Source organism: Cognatiluteimonas profundi, assembly GCF_009792795.1.
Lineage (GTDB): Bacteria > Pseudomonadota > Gammaproteobacteria > Xanthomonadales > Xanthomonadaceae > Cognatiluteimonas > Cognatiluteimonas profundi.
In genome coordinates, this window is sequence record NZ_VKHQ01000005.1 from 318013 (window position 1) to 343182 (window position 25170).

Below are 25170 nucleotides of genomic sequence, written 5' to 3' on the forward strand. Positions count from 1 at the left end.
TCGAGCGGCGACGGACGGGGGCTCGACGCCGCCGCTATGGGGTGTCGGGTTGGCGCTCCGGCCGCGCCGCATCGAATGCCGGCAGCGCAAGACATGCCGCTTCGATGCGGACGATGTTGGGATAGGGCGTCAGGTCGATGGAGAAGCGGCGCGCGTTGTAGACCTGCGGGATCAGGCAGCAGTCGGCGATGGTGGGGATGTCACCTTCGCAGAAGGCGCCGGTCGAGGGGTGATCCTGCAACAAGGCTTCGAACGCGGTGAAGCCTTCGTTGATCCAGTGCTTGACCCAGACGTCGCGCTCGGTCTGCGGAACCCCCCAGTCGCGCTCGAAATACTGAAGCACCCGCAGGTTGTTGAGCGGATGGATGTCGCATGCAACCAGCTGCGCCAGCGCACGCACGCGCTGGCGGTCGCGCGCACTCGTCGGCAGCAACGGGGGCTCGGGCCACATTTCATCGAGGTATTCCAGGATCGCCAGCGATTGCCGCAGCGTGCGGTAGCCATGCTGCAATACCGGAACCAGTTGCTGCGGATTCGCCGCGCGGAAATCATCGCTGTGCTGTTCCCCGCCATCGCGCAGCAGGTGCACGGGTGCGATTTCGTAGGCGAGCCCCTTCAGGTTCAAGCCGATCCGCACGCGATACGCCGCGCTGGAGCGCCAGTATGAAAACAGGCAAAGCCGATCGGTCAACATTCCTCCATTGCCCCGCTCCCCATGGCGGTGCCACGCATTCAGCCCCGTGTGCACCTTAGCCCGGCGCGCGGTGACCGGGAATACCGCCGGTCGCGCAGACCGGCACGCCGGGCGTCACGCGGGCGCTTGTCGCTCAATCCGCTGTTCGATCGCACCGAAAATGCTGTTGCCGGACGCGTCCGTCATCTCGATCCGCACGACGTCGCCGAACTGCATGAAGGGCGTCTGCGGCTTGCCATGCTGCAACGCCTCGACGACGCGCTTTTCCGCGAAGCACGATGCACCGAGGCTGGTGTCCTCGTTGGCGATCGTGCCCGAACCGACAATGGTGCCGGCTGCCAGCGGCCGGGTTCGCGCTGCATGCGCCACCAGCTGGGCGAAATCGAATTGCATGTCGACCCCAGCCTCGGGCGCGCCGAACCACTCGCCGTTGATGTGCGTCACCAGCGGCCGATGGAGCTTGTTTTCGCGCCACAGCTCGCCCAGTTCGTCGGGCGTGACGAACACCGGTGACAGCGCCGAGCGCGGCTTGGACTGCAGGAACCCGAATCCCTTGGCCAGTTCCCCCGGAATCAGGTTGCGCAGCGAGACGTCGTTGACCAGGCCGATCAGCTGGATGTGGCTCGCCGCCTGTTCGGGAGTCACCGCCATGGGGACGTCGTCGGTGATGACGACGATTTCCGCTTCCAGGTCGATCCCGTAGCTTTCATCGGTGACGCGCACCGGGTCGCGAGGTCCCAGGAACCCCGCACTCGTTGCCTGGTACATGAGCGGGTCGGTGTAGAAGCTCTCGGGCACCTCGGCGCCGCGGGCACGGCGGACGCGCGCGACGTGCGGAAGGTAGGCGCTGCCGTCGACGAACTCGTAGGCGCGCGGCAGTGGCGCGGCCAGCTGGGCGATGTCGAGCGCGAAGGCGCCGTCGGCACTACCGTCGTTCAGGGCTTCGGACAATGCGTTGAGGCGCGGTGCCAGGGTCGACCAGTCATCCAGCGCGCGCTGCAGCGTGGGCGCGATGCCGGTCGCCTGCACTGCATGCTGGAGATCGCGCGAGACCACGATGAGGGTGCCATCGCGGCCGCCCTGCTTCAGGGAACCGAGTTTCATGCGCCAGGACCTTGGATGCGGCCGCAGATTGTAACGCGCGGCATTCGCGCATCGCCTCCGGTTCCCGCGCACGCGCATCGTCGCGATGGTGGAGCTGGACCGGGTCAGTCGCCCTGGAAACCGCCCGCGCGGTAGGTCAGCACCAGCGTGTCGCGATGCGCACCATCGCGCAGCGGCTGGATCGGGGTGGATTCATGGATGACGCGCGCGTCGTCCAGCAGCAACAGCGACCATGGCTCGGCCAGGGTGAAGCGCTGGCCGTCGGGTCCGCCTGCCTCGAACACGCGCGTTTCGCCGCCGGTGATGCCGGTGCGGTCGACGAGGAAAACGGCGACGAAATCGACCCCGTCGCGATGCGCGCCCTCAGGCGTCGGGCGACCGATGCCGTCGGTGGTGTCGATACGGAACTGGTGCGCCTCGACATACCAGGCCGGGGTCGGGCGCAACTGCCAGAACAGGCGTCCCAGCGTCTCCAGCAGACGCGGCCAGATCGGCTCGGCGATGACGTCGGGCGTGATCGGCTCAAACCAGCGACGCATGCCGCCGTGCAGGGCGTTGTATTCCTGGGATTGCCAATGCGCGCGATGCGGCGCCTGGACAAGACCATCGTCGGTGAGCACGAAGCAGGAATGCCGGCGTTTGCGGTAGCGGCCGCCGTCGCGCAGGTAGAGATCAGGGGCCAGCCCATCCCAGCTCGGTCGCAGTGCATCCAGCTGTGCCAGGTCGCAACCAACCAGGGTCGCGACGCTGGCCGGCGACAACACGGCATATCCGCGCGACTGCATCCGTGGCAGCAATGCATCCAGCGGCGTCAGCGGGGCGGTGAAGCTGGCGACCATGGCTTCCTCTTCAGGAGCGGTCCGCGGAACGCAAAAACCCGCACGAGTGCGGGTTTCACGATATTGCGGTGGCTTTGGTATGGCAGCCCCGGATGGATTCGAACCACCGATGCCTGAGTCAGAGTCAGGTGCCTTACCGCTTGGCTACGGGGCTATGGATCGAAATTCTAGGTCGAATGGCTTAGCGCTTCGAGAACTGGGTGGCGCGGCGTGCCTTGTGCAGGCCGACCTTCTTGCGCTCGACTTCACGTGCGTCGCGCGTCATGAAACCAGCCTTGCGCAGTTCACCCTTCAGCGACTCGTCGTACTCGACCAGCGCGCGCGAGATGCCCAGGCGGATGGCGCCGGCCTGGCCGGTGTTGCCACCGCCCTCGACCGTGACCAGGACGTCGAACTTGTCGGTCGACTTGGTGAGCTCGAGCGGCTGGCGCACGATCATGCGCGCGGTTTCGCGGCCGAAGAAATCCTCGATCGAGCGATCATTGATGGTGATCTTGCCGTCGCCCTTGCGCAGGAACACGCGGGCGGTGGAGGACTTGCGGCGGCCAGTGCCGTAATTCTGCGTGATTGCCATGTCTTAGATCTCGAGCAGCTGAGGCTGCTGGGAAGCGTGCGGGTGAGTCGGACCGGCGTAGACCTTGAGCTTGCGATACATCGCGCGGCCCAGCGGATTCTTCGGCAGCATGCCCTTGACGGCGATCTCGATGACGCGCTCGGGATGACGCTGCAATGCCTGGGCCAGGTTCTCGGACTTCAGGTTGCCGACGTAACCGGTGAACCGGTAATACATCTTGTCCTGCAGCTTGTTGCCGGTCACCGCGATCTTCTCGGCGTTGACCACCACCAGGTAGTCGCCGGTATCGACGTGCGGGGTATACACCGGCTTGTGCTTGCCGCGCAGGCGGCGGGCGAGCTCGGATGCGAGCCGACCCAGGGTCTTGCCCTCGGCATCGACCACGTACCAGTCGCGCTGGACGGTTTCGTTCTTGGCAGTGAAAGTCTTCATGGCGGATCTACGGGACCTTGTCGGGCTAATACCGTCGGATATCGACGGAATGTCGCCGCGCGTTGTGCGTGCCGCCAGACAGCAGGCGGAACAAAAGAGGCGGAATGATAGCGGTCCGGCCGCGGTGCCGCAAGTCGACGCAGGTCGGGAAGACGAGACCGGGCCATGGCGGCGAGGCCCTGCCTTCGACGTCTTTCCACATGACAGGTGCCAGAATCAGCCGATGAACCCCATTCCCCGCCCAGGCAGCCGCCACTTCAACGCCCTCGACCGCGTGCTGATCGATGCCCAGAACGCACTCGGAACCCTGTTCGGTGCGCCCCGCGCCCGGCGGGCGAATCCCGGCCTCGACCAGGCCGACATCGTGCTCGAGCCCGACGAGCGCCGGCATGCCGCCGGCCTGATGCGCATCAACCATGTCGGCGAAGTCTGCGCCCAGGCCCTGTACGTCGGCCAGGCCGCGGTCGCCCGCGATCCCGGCACGCGGGCCCAGCTGCTCGCGGCCGCCCAGGAGGAAACCGACCACCTGGCGTGGTGCGGCCAGCGCCTGCGGGAACTGGACAGCCGCCCGAGCCTGCTCAATCCGCTGTGGTACGCGGGCAGCTACGCCATCGGCGCCATTGCCGGCCTGCGTGGCGACGGCTGGAACCTGGGCTTCGTCGTGGAGACCGAACGCCAGGTCGAAGCGCATCTGGATGAACACCTGCAGACGCTGCCGCTGGCGGACGCGCGCAGCCGCGCCATCGTGTCCACGATGAAGGCCGACGAGGCCCGGCATGCCGAGCAGGCGCTGGCGCAGGGGGCGCGCGACCTGCCGTTCCCGGTGCCGTCGCTGATGGCGGCCGCCTCGAAGCTGATGAAGCTGGTCGCCTACCGGATATAGGGCGGGTTTTAACCCGCCATCGGCATTCGGGATAACGGCGGCGGGTTGAAACCCGCCCTACGGGTAATCGCGCCTCACTCGACCAGGTTGCGCCCGTGGAAGAGCTCTTCGATCTCGCGCTTGAGCAGCGCCTCGATCTTCATCCGGTCCTTGAACGACAGGTTCTTGGCCTTTTCCTCGAACAGATAATTGTCGAGATCGAAGTCCTTCAGGTGCGCCTTCGTATGGAAGATGTTTTCCTGGTAGACGTTCACGTCGAACATCTCGTAGCGCGAGCGGATGTTCTTGGCCAGGAATTCCTGGATCGAATTGATCCGGTGGTCGATGTAGTGCTTCTTGCCCTTGATGTCGCGGGTGAAGCCGCGCACGCGGTAATCCATCACCACGATGTCGGACTCGAGGCTCTCGATCAGGTAGTTCAAGGCCTTCAACGGCGAAATGACGCCGCAGGTGGCGACGTCGATGTCCGCGCGGAACGTGGCGATGCCGTGCTGCGGGTGCGTTTCCGGATAGGTGTGGACGGTGATGTGCGACTTGTCCATGTGCGCGACCACGGCTTCCGGGATCACGCCGCGCGCGTCGGCCTTGTCGATCACCGGTTGTTCGGAGATCAGGATGGTCACCGACGCGCCCTGCGGCTCGTAGTCCTGGCGCGCGATGTTGAGGATGTTCGCGCCGATGATCTCGGCCACGTCGCTGAGGATCTGCGTCAGGCGGTCGGCGTTGTAGGCCTCATCGATGTATTCGATGTAGCGCTGGCGCTGCTCTTCGGAGACGGCGTAGCAGACGTCGTAGATGTTGAACGAAAGCGCTTTCGTCAGGTTGTTGAATCCCTGCAGTTTCAGGCGCGGCAACGGCTTGACCAAGGCGGTGGATCCCAGCGGCAGGCGAAGCGCGGGATTATGCGGCATTCGAGGCCAGGGGGGCGCCATGGCCGGCGGTCAGTGACCCCGATCCCAAAACGGGATTGCCCGGGCCGCCACAACGGCCTACTCTTCCTGCCAAATGTCAGTCAATGCTTCCAGGAATTTCGCCCCCGCGGTGGTCCACGTGCATCGCCGGCCCGCCAGCCCCCTGGCGCCGGATGCTGCCGCCCTGGAGCGCTTCCTGAGCTATTGCCACCGTCGCCGCTACCCGCCGCGCACGGATGTCTTCCGCCCGGGGGACCCAGCCGGCACCCTTTATTACGTGGTGAACGGCTCGGTCAGCATCATCACCGAGGAGGACGACGACCGGGAGCTGGTGCTGGGCTATTTCGGCGTCGGCGAGTTTGTCGGCGAAATGGGCCTGTTCATCGAGTCGGACCGGCGTGAAGTCATCCTGCGGACGCGGACCCAGTGCGAGCTGGGCGAGATCAGTTACGAGCGCCTGTACCAGCTGTTCGACGGCCCGCTCTCCGGCGACGCCACCAAGATCGTCTACGCGATCGGTGCGCAGCTGTCCCGGCGGCTCCTGGATACCAGCCGCAAGGCCGGTCGCCTTGCCTTCCTGGATGTCACCGACCGCATCATCCGCACCCTGCACGACCTCACCCGCGAGCCGGAGGCGATGAGCCATCCGCAGGGGACGCAGTTGCGCGTCTCCCGGCAGGAGTTGGCCCGGCTGGTCGGCTGCTCGCGGGAAATGGCCGGGCGCGTGCTCAAGAAGCTGCAGATCGACGGCGTGCTGCACGCCCGCGGCAAGACGGTCGTGCTCTACGGCACACGGTAGTGGGTCGCGGCCAGGCGCCCGCCGAGGTTGCCACCATCCGCGCCGCCGCCACCGGTGACGCATCCGACGTCGCGACGCTGCTCGAGGCCCTCGGATATCCCTGCAGCCGCGACGAAGCGGCCGATCGCATCGCCTACGTCCTCGGCGACCCGCGCCAGCACCTGTTGATCGCCGAGCTGTCCGGCCACGCCTGCGGGCTCGTGGCGCTGGACCTGCGTTACTCCCTGACCCGCGGCGAAGACCAGGCGCGGATTACCGCGCTGGTGGTCATGCCGGGGAGCAACCGCCTGGGCATCGGACGACGCCTGCTGCGGGAAGTCGAAGGCATTGCCCGCCGCGCCGGCGCAGCGCGGATCGAAGTGACCAGCAACGCTGGCCGCACCGAGGCGCACGCCTTCTACCACCGTTGCGGCTATGCCGACGGTTCGCTGCATTTCTTCAAGCGGCTGGGAGACTGACGCCGCCCCTGCTGCCCGCGGCCGGGCCACCGCGATCACTCAGGCGTTGGCGTCGATTGCACGGGGGCAGGACTGCTCGACGGTGCAGGCGGATCGCCCGCACGATTGGCGCATCCCCAGTTGAGCATGGGTGTCCCGGGCGGCAGTTCACGCCTGAACATCGCGACACTCGACCGCTTGGGATTCACCACGACGGGTCGCCGCGCAGCCTTGAGCAACGGCAGGTCGGCGCTGCTGTCGGAATAGGCGACGGCGATCGGCCCACCGTATCCCTTTCGTTGCAGGCAGCGCAGCTTGTTCTCGTTATGGCAATGCTCGACGGTGATCAGGCCACCGAGGAAGGGTGCTTCGTGGCTGCCCACCACGGGCACCGCGCTGTGGGCGACGAATTCCAGGATCGCGTGCGCCAGTTCCGGCGGCGCGCCGGTGGCGATGACCACGCGGTCGCCAGCCGCCAGGTGTTGCTCGAGGACCTTGATCGCAAGCGGCAGCAGCGCGGCGCGCAGGTCGTCGGTGCGCGCGGAAACATATCGGCGGATCAGCGCATTCATGTCGCGGTAGTCGCGCAGGCCGAAAGTCCCCAGCCACAGGTAGCCCGAGATCCCCCGCCGCCGCGTGGGGACGACAGCCAGCATCGGCAGCAGGACGAACGACGCCGGAATCGTCGCCAGCATGCGCAGCCAGCTGCGGCGGATCAGCCACTGCACCAGGTCGCCGCCCGAATCGCCTGCATACAGCGTGTGGTCGAAATCGAAGACCACGAGTGGTACCGCCGCAGCGTCCTGTCCTTGTCCGCTCATCATGAAAAAAACAGCTCCTTCAACGCCGCGCCCGGATCGTCCCGGCGCATGAATGCCTCGCCGACGAGGAATGCACCGACGCCCGCTTCCCGCAGCCTGCCGACGTCGGCGCGCGTGGCGATGCCGCTTTCGGTCACCAGGATGCGATCGGCCGGGACGGCGCTGCGCAATGCGAGCGTCGTGTCCAGCGACACCTCGAAGGTGGACAGGTTGCGATTGTTGATGCCCAGCAGCGGCGCCGGAACCTGCAATGCCCGCTCGAGCTCGTCGATGTCGTGCACCTCGACCAGCACATCCATGCCCAGGTCCATCGCCAGTTGCGTCAGTCGCGCCAGCTGCATGTCGTCGAGCGCCGCGACGATAAGCAGGACGCAGTCGGCGCCCAGCATCCTGGCCTCATGGACCTGGTAGACGTCGATGACGAAATCCTTGCGCAGGGCCGGCAGCGCACAGGCTGCCCGCGCCTGCTGCAGGTCGGCGTCGGCACCCTGGAAAAAATCCACGTCGGTCAGCACCGACAGGCAGGCGGCGCCGGCATCGGCATAGCTGCGGGCGATTGCCGCCGGGTCGAACTCCGCGCGCAACAGTCCCTTCGACGGACTGGCGCGCTTGATTTCCGCGATCACCGCGGGCTGGCCGGCATCGAGCCGCAGTTGCAGCGCGCGCGCGAATCCCCGCGGCGCGTCCATGTCGACAGCGCGGGCCGCGACGTCGGCCAAGGGCAGTTGCGCGCTGCGCGTGGCGACTTCCACGGCCTTGCGCGCGAGAATGGTGCGCAGGATGTCGTTCAAGGCATGCCGCCACTCAGGCTCGCGCTCATATCGTCGCCACCTGTCCGCCGAGCATGCGGCTGACGCCGACGAATTCCTCCAGCTTGGCCAGGGCCGCGCCCGACGAGATGGCTTCGCGCGCGCGCACCAGCCCGCGATCGATCGACTCGACGACCCCGGCCGCGTACAGCGCCGCGCCGGCATTCAGCACGACGATGTCGCGCGGCAGGCCCGGCGTGTTGTCCAGCGCGGACAGCAACATGGCCTTGGATTCAGCGACGTTGTTGACGCGCAGGTTGCGGCTGGCCGCCATCGCGATCCCGTAGTCCTCCGGATGGATCTCGTATTCGCTCACCACGCCGTTGCGCAATTCGCCGACCAGGGTGGAGGCTCCCAGCGAAATCTCGTCGACGCCATCGCGGCCCCAGACGACCAGCGCCCGCGTGGCGCCGAGTTCCTGCAGCACGCGCACCTGGATGCCGACCAGGTCAGGATGGAACACGCCCATCAGGATGTTCGGTGCCCGCGCCGGGTTGGTCAGCGGACCGAGGATGTTGAACAGCGTGCGCACGCCCATTTCCGCACGCACCGGCGCCACGACCTTCATCGCCGGGTGGTGCAGCGGCGCGTACATGAATCCGATGCCCGTGGCCTGGATGCACTGCGAGACCTGTTCGGGCTGCAGCGTGATGTCCGCGCCCAGCGCCTCGAGCACGTCGGCGCTGCCCGAGGTCGACGACACGCCACGGTTGCCGTGCTTGGCGACCTTCGCCCCCGCCGCGGCCACCACGAACGTCGTCGCCGTGGAGACGTTGAACGTATTGGCGCCATCGCCGCCGGTGCCGACGATATCGACCAGGTGCGTGCGATCGGCCACGTCGACCGGGATGGAGAACTCGCGCAGCACGGTGGCGGCGCCGGCGATCTCGCCAACGGTCTCCTTCTTGACGCGAAGGCCCGTGAGCAGCGCCGCCGTCATGACCGGCGACACCTCGCCACGCATGATCATCCGCATCAGCTCGACCATCTCGTCATGGAAGATCTCGCGGTGCTCGATGGTGCGTTGAAGCGCTTGTTGCGGCGTGATCGGCATCGTCTCGTTGTTTCCGTAGGGCGGGCCCTGGCCCGCCGTCGATTGGCTGCGCGCGTGCGGCGACCCGGTGCCCGCGCTACACGTCCAGGAAGTTCTTCAGCAGGGCATGCCCGTGCTCGGTGAGGATGGACTCCGGATGGAACTGCACGCCCTGCACCGGGTGTTCGCGATGCCGCAGCCCCATGATTTCGTCGACCCCGCCGTCGGCGTCCTCGGTCCAGGCCGTCATTTCCAGGCAGGCGGGCAGCGTCTCCTGCGACACCACCAGCGAATGGTAACGGGTCGCCTCGTAGCCATCCGGAAGGCCGGCGAAGACGCCCTTGCCGGCATGGCGGATGCGCGAGGTCTTGCCATGCATGATCGTCCTGGCGCGGACCACGTCGCCGCCATAGGCCTGGCCCAGGCTCTGGTGCCCCAGGCAGACACCCAGGATCGGCACGCGCGCGCCCAGTTGGCGGATCACGTCGACCGATACCCCTGCCTCGTTGGGCGTGCACGGACCCGGCGAAATGACGATGCGCTCCGGAGCCAGCGCCTCGATCTGGGCCACCGACAGCGCATCATTGCGCACCACCTCGACCTCCGCCCCCAGCGTCTGCAGGTACTGCACGAGGTTCCAGGTGAAGCTGTCGTAGTTGTCGATCATCAGGAGCAAAACCGCTCCGCGGCGCAACTGGCGCGATGGGGGACCGCCAATCTATCGACGCACGACCCTGCTGGCAAACCGGCCGTTACGCCGCGTGCAGCGTCACCCGCACGCGAAGCCCGGGGCCATTGTCCAGCAGCGCGATGCGGCCTTCGTGGCGCAGGACGATCGCACGCGCAAGGCTCAGCCCGAGCCCCGTTCCCGGTGACGCACGATGGGCTTCGAGCCGTGCGAAGCGGTCGAACACGCGTTCGCGGTCGCACTCGTCGATGCCGCTGCCGCGATCGGCCACGTCGAGCTCGACCGCCTGCGGGATCGGACGCACGCAGACCTCGACCACGCTGCCCGCCGGCGCGAACTTCACCGCGTTGTCGAGCAGGTTCACCAGCAGCTGGAACAACTGGTCGGCATCGCCGCGAACCTGCGCGGCTGGCGTCGTGCAGTCGAAGGTGATCCGTCGCTCCGCCGCGATCGGCGCGTAGAGCTCGATGGCGTCGCCGACCAGCTGGCGCAGGTCGACGCCCTCGCAGGCGTCGGGTGGCGGCTGCGCCTCGATCCGCGCCAGCCGCAACAAGGCGCCGAAGGATTGCAGGATCTGGTCGGTCTCGTTGATCGCCGCATCCAGCATGCGGCCTTGTGCCGGATCGGCCAGCGTCCATTCCCGTCGCATGCGGTCCAGCCGGTTGCGAAGCCGCGTGAGCGGCGTACGCAGGTCGTGCGCGATGTGGTCGGTGGCGTGGCGCACGCCATCGAGCAATTCGCCGATCCGATCGAGCATGCCGTTGAAGCGGCGCGCCAGCCGGTCGAAGGCGTCATCGCTGCCGTCCAGGCGCGCGCGCAGGCGCAGCTCGCCCGCGCCGACCTGCGCGGCGGTTTCATCGAGGCTGCGCAGGCGCCCGGCGACCCAGCGCGCGGTCAGCCAGCCGATCAGGCCGCCGAGCGTGGTCGCCACGAACAAGCCCACCAGCGCCGTCCGCAGCATCAGCGCGAGGAAGCGATCCTGGCTGCGGGTCTGCAATCCGGTGACCAGCACCTCACCGTCGCGCAGTGGCTGCAGGTAGGCCACCACGCGGGAGGTACTGCCGTCGTCCGGATTGCGGTCGCGCAATTCGATCCAGCGCGGCTCGCGCGCGATCGCGCGCGGCAGTCGCGAAAACGTGCCGGCCTCGATGTGCCCGTTGCGCGCGACGATGGCGTATTCGGCGTCGGGATCGTCGGGCGCCTCGGCGCGGTCGCGCACCTCATCCAGCAAATCCTTGCGCCCACCCTCGTGGTAGAGCTGCAGCAAGCCGCCGGCATCGGCGCGGATGACCTCGCGCGCATCGTTGGTCAGCAAGGTGGAGACGGCGAAGTAGACGCCCGCGCCCAGCAGCACGAACGCCAGCAGGAACGACGCCGTGACCGCCACGGCAAGGCGCGCGCTGCTCGATCGCGCCCACGCGAATGCCGGCCGGCTCATGAGCCCATGCGGTAGCCGGCGCCGCGCACGGTGTGCAGCAAGGGCACCGGGAAGCCCTGGTCGATCTTCTGCCGCAAGCGGCTGATGTGCACGTCGATGACGTTGGTCTGCGGGTCGAAGTGATAGTCCCAGACGCCTTCGAGCAGCATCGTCCGCGTCACCACGCGGCCGGCCTGGCGCATCAGGTATTCGAGCAGGCGGAACTCGCGTGGCTGCAACTCGATGGTCTTGCCGCCACGCATGGCTTCGCGCTTGAGCAGGTCCAGCTCGAGGTCATCGACGCGCAGGCGCGTGGGTTCGGCGCCACCACTGCTGCCGCGACGCACGAGGCTGTCCAGGCGCGCGCTCAGTTCCGCGTACGCGAAAGGCTTGACCAGGTAGTCGTCGGCGCCCGCGCGCAGGCCTTCGACGCGATGGTCGATGTCGCCCAGCGCCGTCAGCAGCAGCACGGGCGTGTGGTTGCCGGCGCCCCGCAGGGTCCTGAGCACGGTCATGCCGTCCAGCTGCGGCAGCATCCGGTCCAGCACGATCGCGTCATACGACTCGGTGGTCGCCAGGAACAGGCCGTCCTTGCCATTGTCGGCGCAGTCCACGCCATGGCCGTCCTCGCGCAGACCCTTGGCGACGAAGCTGGCGGTGTGGTTGTCGTCTTCGACCAGGAGGATGCGCATGCCGGTTTCCACGGGCCCTGAAAAAGAATACCCCGCCGGCATGCCGCCGACGGGGCACTGCCTGCCGGGGAACGACAGGCGGACGTGTTGTGTCGCTCAGCTCTTCTTGGTGGTGCCCGTGGCCGGCTTCTTCATGTCGTCGGCGTCGTGGTCGTTCTTCTTCGTGGTCTTGGCCTTGGCGATCCTGTGCTTGCGATGGTGGCGCTTATGGTGCGTGGAGGCGGTTTTTGCCTTGGCCGGCGCGGCAGCTGGAGTCGCCGATGTGGCCGGCGTCGCAGGCGTGGCCTGCGGGGCAGCCATGGCCGCGCTTGCGCCAAGAGCCAGGCCCAGCGCCAATGCGATCGAGGTGATCTTCATGAATGTGTCCTTTGGTCGAGGGGAAATTAAAAAGGGCGGGGCTCGCCCAACCCGGGATCACCATGCGCCGGCGCGGCATGCCGCCTGATGGCAGGCACATGAAATCTTCGTAATGCCCGCCCCTGCACGCACTGCGCCTTGCTCACGGCGTGGCCAAGCTCGACAGTGACGATCGCAAGACCATGGACAAGGCGGAATTCGCCTTTGCCGCTACAGCCCGCGTGCGGCCTCGGCCACCGCGCGGAACAGCGCGCGGCCCTTGTTCATCGTCTCTTCCCACTCGGTGGCCGGGTCGGAGTCGTGGACGATGCCGGCGCCAGCCTGCACGTGCAGCCTGCCGTCCTGGATGACGGCCGTGCGGATCGCGATCGCGGTGTCCGCATCGCCGTGCCAGCCGATGTAGCCGATGCTGCCGGCGTAGACGTTGCGCTTGATGGGTTCGAGTTCGGCGATCACTTCCAGTGCGCGGATCTTGGGCGCGCCGCTGACCGTCCCGGCAGGGAACGTGGCGCGAAGCACGTCGGCATAGCTCAACCCCTCGCGCAAGGTCCCGGTCACCTCGCTGACGATGTGCATGACGTGGCTGTAACGCTCGATCGCGAACTGCTCGCCGACGGCGACCGTACCCGGCTGGCTGACCCTGCCGACATCGTTGCGGCCAAGGTCGATCAGCATCAGGTGCTCGGCGCGCTCCTTGGGATCGGCCAGCAGCTCGGCCTCCAGCGCTGCGTCCTGCTCCGGCGTGGCGCCACGCGGACGCGTGCCGGCGAGTGGCCGCACGGTGACCACGCCATCCTGCAGGCGCACCAGGATCTCCGGCGACGAACCGACCACCTGCATGTCGCCGACATCGAGGAAGTACATGTAGGGCGAGGGATTGAGCGCGCGCAATGCACGATACACGTCGACCGGGCGCGCATGGAAGGGCACGCTCAGCCGCTGCGACAGCACGACCTGGAAGATGTCGCCGGCGGCGATGTATTCCTTGCAGGCCTGCACCGCCGCGATGAAACCATCGCGGGTGAAGCCGGAGACGAAATCACTTTCGTCCAGCGCCGCGGGCACCAGTGTTTCCGGATAACCGGCGCCGCCATGACGCAGGCGATGCGTCAGTTCGTCGAGGCGGCGATTCGCCTTCGCCCACGCCTGCGGTTCGCGCGGATCGGCATGCACGATCAGGTACAGCCGGCCCTTCAGGTTGTCGAAGACGGCCAGCTCCTCGCTGAGCATGAGCAGGATGTCGGGCGTGCCCAGCTCATCGGGCTTGGCGGTCGTCGCCAGGCGCGGCTCGATGTAGCCGATGCATTCGAATCCGAACCAGCCCACCAGTCCGCCGGTGAAACCGGGAAGTCCCTCCAGCCGTGGCACCGAGTGCTCGGCACGCAGGCGCTCGACCTCGGCGAACGGATCGGCGACCTCGCGTGCCTCCACCAGTTCGCCATGCTCGGTCACGTACAGCGTGTGGCCGGCAAACGCATACACGCGCCGCGCCGGCAGCCCGATGATCGAGTAACGGCCGAACCGTTCGCCGCCTTCCACCGATTCGAACAGGTAGGTATGCGGCCCGTCCGCCAGCTTGAGGTACACCGACAGCGGCGTGTCCAGGTCCGACAGCACCTCGCGCACCACCGGGATGCGGGTGTGGCCTGCGGCGGCGAAGGCCTGGAACGATTGCTGGGCGTCGGCAGTGGTCACGCACGGTTCCTTGCTTGTTGAAGAGCGTGGCTCGAGGCGCGCGGGCCGCATCGGGACCAACTCTATCCAGTTCACCTGGACTGCGCATTGCTGCACGAAAAAGGCCACGGCGGGGTCACGTCGCTGTCACCCGGTGTCCGGATAATCAGGGTCCATTGCAGGGACGAAACGCGGAGGCAGGGACGCCTCCAACCCCAGACCGGGGCCGGGAAACCGGCACCGGTCTTTTTTTTCAGGCGCGCACGGACGCCACGGCTGCCTTCATCGCGGCGATGACCGCGCGGTAGTCCGCATGCCCGAAGATCGCCGAGCCGGCGACGAACGTGTCGGCGCCTGCCGACGCGATGTCGGCGATGTTGTCCGGCTTGACCCCGCCGTCGATCTCCAGCCGGATGCACTTGCCGTGGTCGGCATTGCAGCGATCGATCATCGCGCGCACGCGCCTGAGCTTGTCCAGCGCGGAGGGAATGAACGATTGCCCGCCAAAGCCCGGGTTGACCGACATCACCAGCACCATGTCGAGGTCGGCGAGGACCCATTCGAGCACGTCGGTCGACGTCGCCGGGTTGAGCACCAGCCCGGCGCGACAGCCCTGCGCCTTGATCAACTGGATCGTGCGATGCACGTGCCGGCTGGCTTCGGGATGGAAGCTGATGTCGGTGGCACCGGCCTTGGCGAAGTCCGGGATGAGCCGGTCCACCGGCTCGACCATCAGGTGCACGTCGATCGGTGCGGTGACGCCATGCTTGCGCAGCGCCTCGCACACCAGCGGGCCGATGGTGAGGTTGGGCACGTAATGGTTGTCCATCACGTCGAAGTGCACCCAGTCGGCGCCCGACGCCAGCACGGTGTCGACTTCGTCGCCAAGGCGCGCGAAATCGGCGGACAGGATCGAAGGCGCAATGACGGTCGGCTGCATGGTCGGCTCGTGTGTGGGTGGAAGTCGCGGGAGGGACGGATGCAGCGGTCACGCACGATCGGGTGGAGACATGCCGCTTACCGGCGCAGCTTGCGGATCCGCGCATAGGCTGCGTTGATCTCGCGCGTCCTGCGCTCGGCCGCCTTGCGGGACGCTTCGTCGGCCGCCCTGTCCGGATGGTGTTGCGCGATCAGCCGGCGCCGGGCCAGGTCGATGTCGCTGTCGCTGGCATCGGCGGTGAGGCCCAGCACCCGGTAGGCATGCTCCGGATTGGCATGTCCGCGCCCGGCAAACCAGCCCGCATCCACTGCATGGCCCAGCAGCAACCCGATCAGCGCACCCAGCAAGGGATCGACGCGCAGCAGCAGGAATCCCGCCACCAGGCCGATCACTTTTCCGTACCAGCGCTGCGGGACGCCATCGCGGTTCACCGCATCAGTTTACAGGCCCCGGGGCAAGCGCCGTTACACTAGCGGGCCTTTCGCACCGACTGCCGGACCGCGCGTGGCCAACCCTTCCCTGCGACCCTTCCTGCTTGAATCCGATCTCCCCGGCCTGGTGCTGCGCCACCGCGGCAAGGTCCGTGACGTCTTCGACCTGCCGGCGAGCACGGCCGCGGCGCACGCATTCGGCCCACTGCTGCTGATCGTCGCCACCGACCGGCTCAGCGCATTCGACGTGGTCCTGCCGGACCCGATCCCGGGCAAGGGCGAGATGCTGTGCCAGGTCAGCAATTTCTGGTTCGCGCAGACCGCGCACCTGGTGCCCAACCACCTGACCGGGATCGACGTCGCCAGCGTCCTGCCGCCGGGAATCGATCCCGCGCCGTATGCACGCCGCGCGGTGGTCACGCGCAAGCTCAAGCCGGTGCCGGTGGAAGCCATCGCACGCGGCTACCTCATCGGCAGCGGCTGGAAGGATTACCAGCGCACCGGCCGCGTCAGTGGCATCACCCTGCCCGACGGCCTGCGCCAGGCCGAGCAGTTGCCGCAGCCGATCTTTACCCCGTCGACCAAGGCCTCGGTGGGCGACCATGACGAGAACATCGATTTCGACACCATGGTGCGCACGGTCGGCGCCGATCTCGCCGAGCAGGTCCGCGATGCGACATTGCGGCTGTATCGATTCGCCAGCGACTTCGCCGCGCAGCGCGGCATCCTGCTGGCCGACACCAAATTCGAGTTCGGCACCGATGCGGACGGCCGGTTGTACGTCATGGACGAAATGCTGACGCCCGACTCCTCGCGCTACTGGCCGGCGGACGAATACCAGGTCGGCAGCAGCCCGCCGAGCTTCGACAAGCAGTTCGTGCGCGACTACCTGGAGACGCTCGACTGGGACAAGACCGCGCCCGGCCCGCACCTGCCCTCTGAGGTGATCGAGCGCACGCGCGCCAAGTACGCCGAGGCATTGCAGCGGCTGGCCGGCATTTCCATCGACTGACGCCGTAGAACCGGCCGCCGCCGACCCGACAGGAGACCACTGCATGGAACGTCCGATCGATCGCTGGTTCGCCAGGTATTCCGGCGACCACCAGGATGCGGTGAACCAGCGCATCCATGTCATCGCCGTGCCGGCGATCCTCGCCAGCGTGGTCGCGTTGCTGTGGTGCATCCCGGTTGTCGGCACCTGGTTCCGGCCGGGGCTGTGGGGCGCACTGGCGATGTTCGCCGCCTGGATGTTCTACAACCGCGCATCGCGCAAGCTCGGCTACGGGATGCTGCTGGTGTTCGTGGCGCTGGCGTGGGCCATGCGTGCACTGCAGGCCGCGATCGGCAGCCAGCAACTGGCGATCGCCGCCGCCATCGTCTTCGTCGTCGCCTGGATCGCGCAGTTCATCGGCCACCACATCGAAGGCCGCAAGCCGAGTTTCCTCACCGACCTGACCTACCTGCTGATCGGCCCGGCGTGGGTGCTGGCGAAGCTCTATCGCAAGTTCGGCTGGTCGTACTGATGCGCGATCGCGCCGGCCTGCGCGGGCGCGACCTGTTCCTGGTGCTGGTCGTCTGCGTGGTGTGGGCCGGCAACTTCCTGACATCGGCTTTCGCGCTGCGCGAAATCCCGCCATTCCTGTTCACTGCCGTGCGCCTGGCGATCCTGGGGCTGGCGCTGGTCGCCTTCGTCCGCCCGCCGCCGCGCGGACAATGGCCGCGACTGCTGGCGGTGGCGCTGTGCAATGGCGTGCTGCATTTCGGCCTGAGCTTCTGGGCGCTGCACCTGGCCGGCAACCTGTCGTCGCCGGCGATCGTCATGCAGAGCTACGTGCCGATGGCGGCGCTGCTGGCCTGGTGGTGGCTGGGCGAACGCTTCGGCTGGCGCACGGGGGTGGCGATCGCGGTGAGTTTCGCCGGCGTGCTCGTGCTGGGCTTCGATCCGCTCGTGCTGCAACACCCGCAATCGTTGCTGCTGATGCTGGTAGCGGCATTGTTCCTGGCGATCGGCACCGTGCTCATGCGCCCGCTGAAAGGCCTGGGCATGCTCAGCCAGCAGGGCTGGACCGCGCTCATCGCCATCCTGCCACTGCTGGCGCTGAGCGCGGTGTTCGAGCCCGGCGGTTTCGCGGCACTGCGCGCGGCAAGCTGGATCGGCTGGGGTGGTGCCGCGTATTCGGCGCTGTTTGCTTCGCTGCTGGGACACGGCCTGTATTACGTGCTGGTGCAGAAGCATCCCGTCGCCGAAGTCACGCCATGGCTGTTGCTGTCCCCTGTGCTGGCGATCGTGCTGGGCATCGTCGTGTGGGGTGACCGGCCTGGCCCGCAATTGTGGATCGGCGGCGCGATGGTGCTGGGCGGCGTGCTGCTGATCGCGCTGCGGGCGATGGCGCGCACGCGGCCGATGCCGCTGGCGGAGGAGCTGTGATCCCGGCTCCGCGGCTCAGGGTGACTTGAACATGTCCGCGGTCGGCCGGAAGGCGCGCGGTGCGTAGCCGAAGGCGCGCGATGCAGGCGCGACGTCGAACACCAGGTCGCTGCGCAGGCGTGCAACGACCGCGTCCCCCATCCCGGTGCGTCCCAGCATCCGTGCCGACCATGCTGCCGCATGGAACAGCGGCGCCGGGATCTCGATCAATGCAGCGGGCGGCTGCAGCACCGCCAGCACGCGCGCGACCATCTCGCGGTATTGCAGCGTCTCCCCGCCAGCAAGCGCGTAGGCCTGGCCGTGGGTAGCGACCGCATCGCAGGCCGCGAGCGCGGCGGCGGACAGGTCATCGACATGCACCGGCTGGCGCAGGCCGCAGGCATCGCGCGGCAACAGCATCCGGCCCCAGCGACGCGCGATGTTCGCGATGCGCGTCAGCGTCTGGTCGCGGCCAGCGCCATACACCAGGGTCGGCCGCAACAGGGTCGCCCCTGCACCGCGGATCGCCGCCGCGGCGAACACCGCGCGCTCGCCTTCGGCCAGTCGCAGCGCCAGGTCGCGTTCGGCCGGATCAACGGACGACGCCTTGACGTCGACGCTGGTCGAGCCGAATGCCACCACGCGCGCGGCGTCCAGTGTCGATTCCGCATACCAGCGGCCGAAGTGATCCAGTGGCCCGCAACTGAAGATCGCGTCGACGCAAGCCGGCAGGTCGTCGACGCTCGACAGATCACCGCGCAGCCACTGCACGCCGGCCGACGCGGGTTGCGAATTGCGGGATACGCCAATCACGCTCCACTGCGCCGCCTGCAAGCGGGCCAGCAGCGACGCGCCGATCTGCCCACTGCCGCCAAAGACCAGCGCGCGCCGCATCAGGTGTTGCCCCTGCCCGGCGCGGACGGCAAGGCCACGCGCAGCCACAGATACCCGCCCCCCGCTGCCAGCAACGATGCGCAGAGGATGCCGAGCACGCTGGTGCGCGCCAGCTCGGGGGCATCGCCGAAGGCGAGCGACCCGATGAACAGGCTCATGGTGAAACCGATGCCGCAGAGTAGGCCCAGTCCGATCATGGACCGTGCATCCATGCCGTCGGGGAGTCGCGCCAGTCCGGCTGTCCGCGCCAGCAACGCCGCGCCGATCACGCCAATCGGCTTGCCCAGCAACAGGCCAAGCGCGACGCCCAGCGGCACCGGTTTCAACAGGTCGTCGGGCGTCAGCGCACCGAGCTGGAGACCGGCGTTGGCGAACGCGAACATCGGCAGGATCGCGTAGGCGACCCAGGGATGCAGCGCATGTTCGAGCGTCGCCAGTGGCGACGACGCGGTATCGACCGCGCCATCGTCGCGCGATCGATGCGGGATCATCAGGCCGGTGACGACACCGGCCAGCGTGGCGTGCACGCCGGACTTGAGCACGCAGACCCACACCACCACGCCGAGCAACAGGTAGGGCGTCAGTGCACGCACGCCGCTGCGATTGAGCATGGCCATCGCCGCGATGGCGACCCCGGCCCATGCCAGCGCGACACCCGACAGCCCACTGCTGTAGAAGAACGCGATGATGACGATCGCCGCGAGGTCGTCGGCGACGGCGATCGTCGACAGCAGCAGCTTCATCCCGACCGGCACCCGCGAGCCGAGCAGCGACAGGATGCCCAGCGCGAACGCGATGTCGGTGGCCGCCGGGATCGCCCATCCGCGCATCGCCGCCGCATCGCCGTGGTTGATGCCCCAGAAGATGAGCGCCGGCACCGCAACGCCGGCCGCCGCGCACAGCAGCGGCAGCAGCACCTGGTCGCGATCGGACAATTGCCCGCTCAACATCTCGCGCTTGAGTTCCAGCGCGACGAGCAGGAAGAACACCGCCATCAGGCCGTCGTTGATCCACAGCAGCAATGGCTTGGCGATCTGCAGGTCGCCGATCACCACGGCCACCGGCATCGAGCGGAAGCCGTCGTACCAATTTTGCAGCGGCGAGTTGGCGCACAGCAGCGCCAGCATCGCGGCGGCGATCAGCAGGATGCCGCCGGACGACTCCAGCCGGAGGAATTCGACCAATGCGTGCAGCGCGCGGTCGGGAAGCCTGCGCACCACCTCGGGTACGGCGCTGGTGTCGGTCATGCCCGCATTGTAGCGACGCGGGCAAATCGTCCCGCCGCGATCCCCTGCAAGCGTGTCAGCCTGGCGGCGGGAACAGGCTCGCGTTGACCCACAGGTGCGTGGCGACGCTGGCCGCGTAGCCCAGCGCAATGGCCCATGTCCACTTGAGGTGCCCGAAGAACGTGTACTGGCCGCGTGCCTGTCCCATCAGCGCGACGCCAGCGGCGGATCCGATCGACAGCAGGCTGCCACCGACGCCCGCGGTGAGGGTGACCAGCAGCCATTGGCCGGTGCTCATGTCGGGATTCATCTGCAGCACGGCCACCATCATCGGGATGTTGTCCAGCACCGAGGACAGCAGTCCGACGAGGATGTTGGCGGTGGTCGGCCCCAGTCCACCGTAGAAATGCTGCGAGGCCAGCGCCAGGTAGCCACAGAATCCGAGCGCGCCGACGCACATGATCACGCCGAAGAAGAACAGCAGCGTGTCCCATTCGGCGCGCGCGACCTGCTCGTAACTGTCGAAGGAATCGATCTCGCCCGGCGTGCCTTCGGGCTCGAAGCCAACGATCGCCAGTTGCCGGTTGCTGCGGTCCAGCTGCCAGCCATACAGCTTGAGCAGCGCCAGTCCCGTGATCATGCCAAGGAATGGCGGCAGCCCGAGGAAGCTGTGGAAGGCGACGGCCAGCAGGATGGTCACCGCGAACAAGGCCACGATCCCGCCAGCGCCGCGCTTCATCCGCACGTGGTCGCCGCTGTTCTGCGGAACACCGCGCGGCACCGCGAAGTGCATCAGCAGCGCCGGCACCAGCCAGTTCACCAGCGCCGGCAGGAACAACGCGAAGAATTGCCAGAAACCGACGACGCCGCGCTGCCACACCATCAGCGTGGTGATGTCGCCGAAGGGACTGAAGGCGCCACCGGCATTGGCCGCGACCACGATGCTGATGCAGCCCAGGGTAATGAAGCGCGCATTGCCCGCCCCAACCGCCAGCAACACCGCGCACAGCACCAGCGCCGTGGTGAGGTTGTCCAGGAACGGCGACAGCAGGAAGGCGATTCCGCCCGTGATCCAGAACAGCGAGCGGTATCCCAGGTTGCGTCGCAGCAGCCAGCAACGCAGCGCCTCGAAGACGTTGCGCTCGCTCATCGCGTTGACGTAGGTCATCGCCGCGAGCAGGAACAACAACAGCTCGGCGTATTGCAGCAGGTAGCCACCCACCGCGGCATGCGCCAGCTCCGGCATCCCCTGGCGCGCGGTGACGGCGGCCAGCAGCGCCCAGATCACGCCCGCGGCCAGCATCACCGGCTGCGACTTGCGCAGGTGGGTGAACTCCTCCAGCACGACCATGACGTAGGCCAACGCGAACAGCGCCAGCGCGGCGTATCCGGCCCAATGCGTGGTGAGGTTCACCTGCGGTACGGCGGCAAGGGCTGCGCCCGGGATGCAGGCGGCAACGCCGCCAGCCAGCAGCGGGAGGGAGCGGCGAACGACATCGATCATGTGGGTCGGGCTCGGGCGGGCGACCTGCCGGAGTTTAACCGCGGCATCCGCAGCATCGGCCGCTCGCGCATCCGCGCCTGCGCCGACGCGCCAGCAACTCGAATGATCAGGGCGCGCGGAAGTGCTTCTGCAGCCCGGTCCAGCACGCTTGATAGTCGCGCTGCCGATGCGTGGCATCGAGCGCCTGTCGCGTCGGGCGAATGACGCCGCGCGTCTCGAACATGAAGGCCATGGTGTCGGCGATGACGTCGGGCCTGGACAGGTCGGCGTTGCTGGCCTTCTCGAAGGTCGCCGCATCGGGCCCGTGCCCGGTCATGCAGTTGTGCAGGCTGGCGCCGCCGGGCGCGAAGCCCTCGGCCTTGGCGTCGTACACGCCGTGGATCAGCCCCATGAACTCGCTGGCGACGTTGCGGTGGAACCACGGCGGCCGGAACGTATCCTGCGCCACCAGCCAGCGCGGCGGGAAGATCGCGAAATCCATGTTGCCGACGCCCACCGTATCGGTCGGCGAGGTCAGCACCAGGAAGATCGACGGATCCGGATGATCGAAGCTGATCGAGCCGATCGTGTTGAAGCGGCGCAGGTCGTACTTGTACGGTGCGTAGTTGCCATGCCACGCGACCACGTCGAGCGGCGAATGCCCGATATGGGCGCGCCACAGGTGGCCCTGGAACTTGGCGATCAGCTCGAAGTCGCCTTCGCTGTCCTCGAAGGCGGCATTGGGCGACAGGAAATCACGGGGATTGGCCAGGCCATTGCTGCCGATCGGGCCAAGGTCCGGCAGGCGCAGCAGGGCGCCGAAGTTCTCGCACACATAACCGCGCGCGCTGCCTTCAGGCAGGGCCACGCGGAAACGCACGCCGCGCGGGATGACGGCGATCTCCTGCGGCTCGATGTCGAGCACGCCGAGCTCCGTCTCGATGTGCAGGCGACCCTGCTGCGGCACGATCAGCAGTTCGCCGTCGGCATCGTAGAAAAAGCGTCCTTGCATGTCGCGATTGGCGGCATAGACATGGATGCCGACACCGCTCTGCGCGGCCGGCGAGCCGTTGCCGGCCATGGTCAGCAGGCCGTCGATGAAGTCGGCCGGGGATTCGGGCATCGGCAGCGGATTCCAGCGCAACTGGTCGGGCGTCACCGGGCCGTCGCCGAAATCGCTGTGGAAATCCCCACTGGATGCGAACGGTGCGAACGTCCCGTGCATCGCCGCCGGGCGGATGCGGTACAGCCAGCTCCGCCGGTTCTCGCTGCGTGGCGCCGTGAACGCGGTGCCCGACAACTGCTCGGCATACAGCCCATGCGCCACGCGCTGCGGTGAATTGCGGCCCACCGGCAACGTGCCCGCGACTGCTTCGGTCGCGAGACTGTTGCCGAACCCCGACTGGTATCCGTTCGATTTCATTCCGGTTCCGTAGGGCGGGTTTCAACCCGCCGCCTGTGAGGTGATTGAAATCCGGTGACGGGTGTTCGTTACAGCACGCCGCGCTTCATCTGGTCGCGCTCGATGCTCTCGAACAGCGCCTGGAAATTGCCTTCGCCGAAACCTTCATTGCCCTTGCGCTGGATGATCTCGAAGAAGATCGGGCCAATCGCGTTGGTGGTAAAGATCTGCAGCAGCTTGCGCTGCTTGGTCTCCAGGTCGGCGTCGATCAGGATCCTGTTGCGCGTCAGCCGCGCGACGTCCTCGCCATGGTTCGGCACGCGCTCGTCGATCACCTCGAAGTAGGCATCGGGCGTGTCGAGGAATTCGACCCCCGCCTCGCGCATCTTCTCGACCGTCGTGTAGATGTCGTCGGTGAAGCAGGCGATGTGCTGGATGCCCTCGCCCTGGTAGGCGTCGAGGTATTCGTTGATCTGCGACCTGGGGTCGTTGCTCTCGTTGAGCGGAATGCGCACGACGCCGTCGGGCGCGGTCATCGCCTTGGACACCAGGCCGGTCTTGGCGCCCTTGATGTCGAAGTAGCGGATCTCGCGGAAGTTGAACAGCCGCTCGTAATAGTCCGACCACTTCTGCATGTTGCCGAAGTAGAGGTTGTGCGTGAGGTGGTCGATGAAGGTCAGCCCGAAGCCCTTGGGGTGCTGGTCGGCGCCCTGCACCGGCAGGTAGTCCTCGTACATCGATCCGGCGTCGCCATAGCGGTCGACCAGGTACAGCATGCAATCGCCGATGCCCTTGACCACCGGCGCATCGACCGCCTTGGTTTCGGGCTTGTGGTCGATGGCTTCACCGCCATTGCCGATCACCGTCCGGCAGACCTCGTCGGCCGGCTTGCGGAAACGGATCGCGAAACCACAGGCGCTCGGCCCATGCGCCCTGGCGAAGTCCGCCGCGAAGGAGTCGGGATCCTCGTTGACGAGGAAGTTGACGCCGCCCTGGCGGTACACCGTGATCGGACGCGTCCTGTGCTGCAGCACGGCAGTGAAACCCATGCGCGTGAAGTAGTCGCGCAGCAGGTCGCCCTGCCCCTGCGGCGCCGCGAACTCGACGAATTCGAAGCCGTCGATGCCCATCGGATTCTCGAAGGTCGTCACCTGCATCCCGAGGTTGGGCGTGGTGGCGCTGGTCTGTGCGTGCATGGGGGCCTCGCTGAAGGCAATCGGGCGAATGCCGATTATAACGTGGGGCATTCGGCGCAAATAACACCGCGAACCATCGCTCCGGCTGGGCTCTGGGCAGCCCCTCCCGTCCAGCCGCAACTCCGCCTGCGGACGGCGCGACGACCACGGTGCGCTCGCACGAGCCGACGACGCTTGGCTGGCAGTGCGGCATTTGCTTTTTTTCCGGGCGGCAGGTTCAATGCCCGCCACGACGCCAGGGGATGGAACGGCGCCGGGGATCTACCGCAAGGATTGCGGTAAGCCATCGCCGCCAAGGCGATCGTTGCACAGGGAGGTGCGCGTGTTACCCGACATGGAAGTCATGAACTGCCAGGCGCTGGCGGTTCCGAACGCCGTGATGCAGCACGTCGTCAACGTCGAGTCGTCGTTCAATCCGTTCGCCATCGGCGTTGTCGGGGCGAAGCTCGTGCGCCAGCCGCGCAACCTCCCCGAGGCGATCGCCACGGCAAGGATGCTCGAAACCCGCGGCTACAACTTTTCCCTCGGCCTGGCCCAGGTCAACCGCTACAACCTCGACAAATACGGCCTGCACTCGTATGCGCAGGCCTTCGGCGCCTGCGCCAACCTGCAGGCCGGCGCACGCATCCTCGCCGGCTGCCTCGCGCGTGCCGGTAACGACTGGGGTCGCGCCTTCAGTTGTTACTACTCGGGCGATTTCACCACCGGATTCCGCAGCGGTTACGTGCGCAAGGTGATGTCGCTCTGGAAACGAGCCGATGCACAGGCGCCCGCGACGCCATCACGCGCAATCGCCATCGTCGCGGCACCCACGGCGAGCGGACAGACCACCGTGCCGGTGCCGACGCACACTCACCTCGATCCCGACGCTGGACTGGCCGACGGCGGCAGCGTGCCGGAGCCGGAGTCCTCCGGCGCTCCGGTGGCGACGCCGTCCCCGCACGTGGATGAGGCGTTCGTGTTCTAGCAAAAGGCCTCGTGGCATCGACGCCACGGGCAGGGATTCACCCGCAGTCAACCAGGAGAT

27 protein-coding genes, 1 tRNA gene and 1 pseudogene are annotated in these 25170 nt (G+C 67.3%); 7 read left to right on the forward strand and 22 right to left on the reverse strand.

Annotation, left to right across the window (positions count from 1 at the left end):
* Positions 1 to 34: 34 nt before the first annotated feature.
* From maiA to rplM, 6 genes are all read right to left on the reverse strand, one after another.
* Positions 35 to 694, reverse strand: coding sequence for a maleylacetoacetate isomerase (gene maiA / locus GST15_RS11315; protein ID WP_199268765.1), 660 nt, complete (start codon positions 692 to 694; stop codon positions 35 to 37).
* 114 nt (positions 695 to 808) lie between these two features.
* Positions 809 to 1798: a fumarylacetoacetate hydrolase family protein gene (locus GST15_RS11320; RefSeq protein WP_159017389.1), complete on the reverse strand. Its 990-nt coding sequence runs from the start codon at positions 1796 to 1798 to the stop codon at positions 809 to 811.
* Between the two features lie 104 nt (positions 1799 to 1902).
* Positions 1903 to 2637 (reverse strand): 2OG-Fe dioxygenase family protein, encoded by a 735-nt coding sequence (locus GST15_RS11325; protein ID WP_199268766.1) that lies wholly within the window; start codon positions 2635 to 2637, stop codon positions 1903 to 1905.
* An 80-nt stretch (positions 2638 to 2717) separates the two neighbouring features.
* Positions 2718 to 2791, reverse strand: a tRNA-Gln gene (locus tag GST15_RS11330).
* A 27-nt stretch (positions 2792 to 2818) separates the two neighbouring features.
* A complete protein-coding gene (gene rpsI, locus GST15_RS11335) occupies positions 2819 to 3211 on the reverse strand; it encodes a 30S ribosomal protein S9 (RefSeq protein ID WP_159017390.1) in 393 nt (130 codons plus the stop codon).
* Positions 3212 to 3214: 3 nt separating this feature from the next.
* Positions 3215 to 3643, reverse strand: a complete 429-nt coding sequence (gene rplM / locus GST15_RS11340; RefSeq protein WP_159017391.1) for a 50S ribosomal protein L13 — start codon at positions 3641 to 3643, stop codon at positions 3215 to 3217.
* 223 nt (positions 3644 to 3866) lie between these two features.
* Here rplM and coq7 point away from each other — a divergent pair, with 223 nt between their 5' ends.
* Positions 3867 to 4526 (forward strand): 2-polyprenyl-3-methyl-6-methoxy-1,4-benzoquinone monooxygenase, encoded by a 660-nt coding sequence (gene coq7 / locus GST15_RS11345; RefSeq protein WP_159017392.1) that lies wholly within the window; start codon positions 3867 to 3869, stop codon positions 4524 to 4526.
* A 74-nt stretch (positions 4527 to 4600) separates the two neighbouring features.
* On the opposite strand, the gene speD is transcribed toward coq7, so the two are convergent.
* Positions 4601 to 5392: an adenosylmethionine decarboxylase gene (gene speD, locus GST15_RS11350; protein WP_159017540.1), complete on the reverse strand. Its 792-nt coding sequence runs from the start codon at positions 5390 to 5392 to the stop codon at positions 4601 to 4603.
* A 139-nt stretch (positions 5393 to 5531) separates the two neighbouring features.
* On the opposite strand from speD, the gene crp reads away from it, so the two are divergent.
* Together crp and GST15_RS11360 are read left to right on the forward strand one after the other, a co-directional pair.
* The gene (gene crp / locus GST15_RS11355) at positions 5532 to 6236 is read left to right on the forward strand and encodes a cAMP-activated global transcriptional regulator CRP (protein ID WP_159017393.1); all 705 of its coding nucleotides are present in this window, start codon (positions 5532 to 5534) and stop codon (positions 6234 to 6236) included.
* Positions 6236 to 6694: a GNAT family N-acetyltransferase gene (locus GST15_RS11360; RefSeq protein WP_159017394.1), complete on the forward strand. Its 459-nt coding sequence runs from the start codon at positions 6236 to 6238 to the stop codon at positions 6692 to 6694. Before crp ends, GST15_RS11360 begins: the two co-directional genes overlap by 1 nt.
* A gap of 35 nt (positions 6695 to 6729) precedes the next feature.
* On the opposite strand, the gene GST15_RS11365 is transcribed toward GST15_RS11360, so the two are convergent.
* From GST15_RS11365 to GST15_RS11410, 10 genes are all read right to left on the reverse strand, one after another.
* The gene (locus tag GST15_RS11365) at positions 6730 to 7497 is read right to left on the reverse strand and encodes a haloacid dehalogenase-like hydrolase (RefSeq protein ID WP_159017395.1); all 768 of its coding nucleotides are present in this window, start codon (positions 7495 to 7497) and stop codon (positions 6730 to 6732) included.
* Positions 7494 to 8285, reverse strand: coding sequence for an indole-3-glycerol phosphate synthase TrpC (gene trpC, locus GST15_RS11370; protein WP_159017396.1), 792 nt, complete (start codon positions 8283 to 8285; stop codon positions 7494 to 7496). The genes GST15_RS11365 and trpC overlap by 4 nt, the downstream gene beginning before the upstream one ends.
* A gap of 25 nt (positions 8286 to 8310) precedes the next feature.
* Positions 8311 to 9357, reverse strand: a complete 1047-nt coding sequence (trpD, locus tag GST15_RS11375; protein ID WP_159017397.1) for an anthranilate phosphoribosyltransferase — start codon at positions 9355 to 9357, stop codon at positions 8311 to 8313.
* A gap of 76 nt (positions 9358 to 9433) precedes the next feature.
* Positions 9434 to 10012 (reverse strand): anthranilate synthase component II, encoded by a 579-nt coding sequence (locus GST15_RS11380; RefSeq protein ID WP_159017398.1) that lies wholly within the window; start codon positions 10010 to 10012, stop codon positions 9434 to 9436.
* 76 nt (positions 10013 to 10088) lie between these two features.
* Complete coding sequence (locus tag GST15_RS11385) at positions 10089 to 11462, reverse strand: sensor histidine kinase (protein ID WP_159017399.1); 1374 nt, start codon at positions 11460 to 11462, stop codon at positions 10089 to 10091.
* On the reverse strand, positions 11459 to 12133 hold the full coding sequence (locus GST15_RS11390) for a winged helix-turn-helix domain-containing protein (RefSeq protein WP_159017400.1): 675 nt from the start codon (positions 12131 to 12133) through the stop codon (positions 11459 to 11461). Before GST15_RS11390 ends, GST15_RS11385 begins: the two co-directional genes overlap by 4 nt.
* Before the next feature lie 96 nt (positions 12134 to 12229).
* Positions 12230 to 12490 carry an acid-shock protein gene (locus tag GST15_RS11395; RefSeq protein ID WP_159017401.1) on the reverse strand — a complete coding sequence of 87 codons (261 nt, stop codon included), beginning with the start codon at positions 12488 to 12490 and terminating at the stop codon, positions 12230 to 12232.
* 210 nt (positions 12491 to 12700) lie between these two features.
* Complete coding sequence (trpE, locus tag GST15_RS11400; protein WP_233263167.1) at positions 12701 to 14185, reverse strand: anthranilate synthase component I; 1485 nt, start codon at positions 14183 to 14185, stop codon at positions 12701 to 12703.
* A gap of 232 nt (positions 14186 to 14417) precedes the next feature.
* A complete protein-coding gene (gene rpe, locus GST15_RS11405) occupies positions 14418 to 15104 on the reverse strand; it encodes a ribulose-phosphate 3-epimerase (RefSeq protein ID WP_159017403.1) in 687 nt (228 codons plus the stop codon).
* A gap of 77 nt (positions 15105 to 15181) precedes the next feature.
* On the reverse strand, positions 15182 to 15535 hold the full coding sequence (locus tag GST15_RS11410; RefSeq protein WP_159017404.1) for a J domain-containing protein: 354 nt from the start codon (positions 15533 to 15535) through the stop codon (positions 15182 to 15184).
* Between the two features lie 88 nt (positions 15536 to 15623).
* On the opposite strand from GST15_RS11410, the gene GST15_RS11415 reads away from it, so the two are divergent.
* Genes GST15_RS11415 through GST15_RS11425 form a run of 3 tightly spaced genes read left to right on the forward strand, consistent with a single transcriptional unit; the run spans position 15624 to position 17963 of the window.
* Complete coding sequence (locus GST15_RS11415; protein ID WP_159017541.1) at positions 15624 to 16547, forward strand: phosphoribosylaminoimidazolesuccinocarboxamide synthase; 924 nt, start codon at positions 15624 to 15626, stop codon at positions 16545 to 16547.
* 43 nt (positions 16548 to 16590) lie between these two features.
* Positions 16591 to 17058, forward strand: a complete 468-nt coding sequence (locus GST15_RS11420; protein ID WP_159017405.1) for an Mpo1 family 2-hydroxy fatty acid dioxygenase — start codon at positions 16591 to 16593, stop codon at positions 17056 to 17058.
* Entirely contained in the window at positions 17058 to 17963 is a 906-nt protein-coding gene (locus GST15_RS11425; RefSeq protein WP_159017406.1) for a DMT family transporter, read from the forward strand. The genes GST15_RS11420 and GST15_RS11425 overlap by 1 nt, the downstream gene beginning before the upstream one ends.
* A gap of 15 nt (positions 17964 to 17978) precedes the next feature.
* Here the strand turns inward: GST15_RS11425 and GST15_RS11430 are convergent, their stop codons facing one another.
* From GST15_RS11430 to hppD, 5 genes are all read right to left on the reverse strand, one after another.
* A complete protein-coding gene (locus GST15_RS11430) occupies positions 17979 to 18836 on the reverse strand; it encodes an NAD-dependent epimerase/dehydratase family protein (RefSeq protein WP_159017407.1) in 858 nt (285 codons plus the stop codon).
* Complete coding sequence (gene nhaA, locus GST15_RS11435) at positions 18836 to 20083, reverse strand: Na+/H+ antiporter NhaA (protein ID WP_159017408.1); 1248 nt, start codon at positions 20081 to 20083, stop codon at positions 18836 to 18838. The genes GST15_RS11430 and nhaA overlap by 1 nt, the downstream gene beginning before the upstream one ends.
* A 55-nt stretch (positions 20084 to 20138) precedes the next feature.
* On the reverse strand, positions 20139 to 21566 hold the full coding sequence (gene nhaD / locus GST15_RS11440) for a sodium:proton antiporter NhaD (RefSeq protein WP_159017409.1): 1428 nt from the start codon (positions 21564 to 21566) through the stop codon (positions 20139 to 20141).
* A gap of 106 nt (positions 21567 to 21672) precedes the next feature.
* Positions 21673 to 22968 (reverse strand): homogentisate 1,2-dioxygenase, encoded by a 1296-nt coding sequence (hmgA, locus tag GST15_RS11445; protein WP_159017410.1) that lies wholly within the window; start codon positions 22966 to 22968, stop codon positions 21673 to 21675.
* A 68-nt stretch (positions 22969 to 23036) separates the two neighbouring features.
* Positions 23037 to 24104: a 4-hydroxyphenylpyruvate dioxygenase gene (hppD, locus tag GST15_RS11450; protein ID WP_159017542.1), complete on the reverse strand. Its 1068-nt coding sequence runs from the start codon at positions 24102 to 24104 to the stop codon at positions 23037 to 23039.
* Between the two features lie 373 nt (positions 24105 to 24477).
* On the opposite strand from hppD, the pseudogene GST15_RS11455 reads away from it, so the two are divergent.
* A pseudogene (locus GST15_RS11455) lies at positions 24478 to 24877 on the forward strand (lytic transglycosylase domain-containing protein); the annotation flags it as partial.
* Positions 24878 to 25170 lie beyond the last annotated feature (293 nt).